Raw genomic sequence first — 628 nt, 5'->3', positions numbered from 1 at the left:
ATACGCGGAAAAGGAGTGGGAGCGGGTGCGCGACGACGTGATGTCCAAGCCCAATACCCAGCGCGTGGTCCGCACGCTGCAGCAGAAACTGGTGGGTTCTTCGGCGGTGCTCGAGCTGGACGCCAACGGCCGTCTGAGCATTCCGGCCAGCCATCGCAATGCAGTGGGCATCGAGAAAAAGGCCGTGCTGCTGGGCATGGGCGGCAAGTTCGAACTCTGGAGCGAGCAGGCACATCGCGCACTGATCCAGCAGACATTGTCTGACGGGGATCTGGGCGATGAATTGCTCGATCTCAGGTTGTGAGCCGGGGTGCCCGGATGCGCGGTGAAGCGCAGCCCGGTCACCCGGTGTCGCAGTCCCCGGCGGCCCATGTGCCGGTGCTGTACACGCAGGTGCTGGATGGCCTGCAAGTGACCGAAAACGGAACGTATCTGGATGGCACGTTCGGGCGTGGCGGGCACGCGCGCGGCGGGCTGGGAACCCTTTGAGCCGGGGGGGGGGTGCTGGTGGGGGGCAAAGACCCCCAAGCGGATGCGGTGGCCCAAACCAGGGTCGGGGCGGGTGGGGGCCGGGCCGTCCATCGCGGCAGGTTTGTCGGGGCGGGCCAGGGGGTTGGCGCCGCCCCCG

General features: G+C 67.8%; 1 protein-coding gene and 1 pseudogene. Both read left to right on the top strand.

Going from position 1 to position 628, the window contains the following annotated elements:
* Window positions 1-304, top strand: a 304-nt coding sequence (locus tag CSC70_RS14025) for a division/cell wall cluster transcriptional repressor MraZ (RefSeq protein WP_162457208.1), incomplete at its 5' end; no start/stop codon positions are given.
* A 14-nt stretch (window positions 305-318) separates the two neighbouring features.
* Window positions 319-628: pseudogene (gene mraW, locus CSC70_RS14020) on the top strand (16S rRNA (cytosine(1402)-N(4))-methyltransferase); the annotation flags it as partial.

The sequence above is a fragment of the Pseudoxanthomonas kalamensis DSM 18571 genome, from assembly GCF_010211745.1.
GTDB lineage: Bacteria > Pseudomonadota > Gammaproteobacteria > Xanthomonadales > Xanthomonadaceae > Pseudoxanthomonas_A > Pseudoxanthomonas_A kalamensis.
The sequence above is the reverse complement of the archived record's forward strand: the minus strand, read 5'-3'. Positions and strand labels throughout refer to the sequence as shown.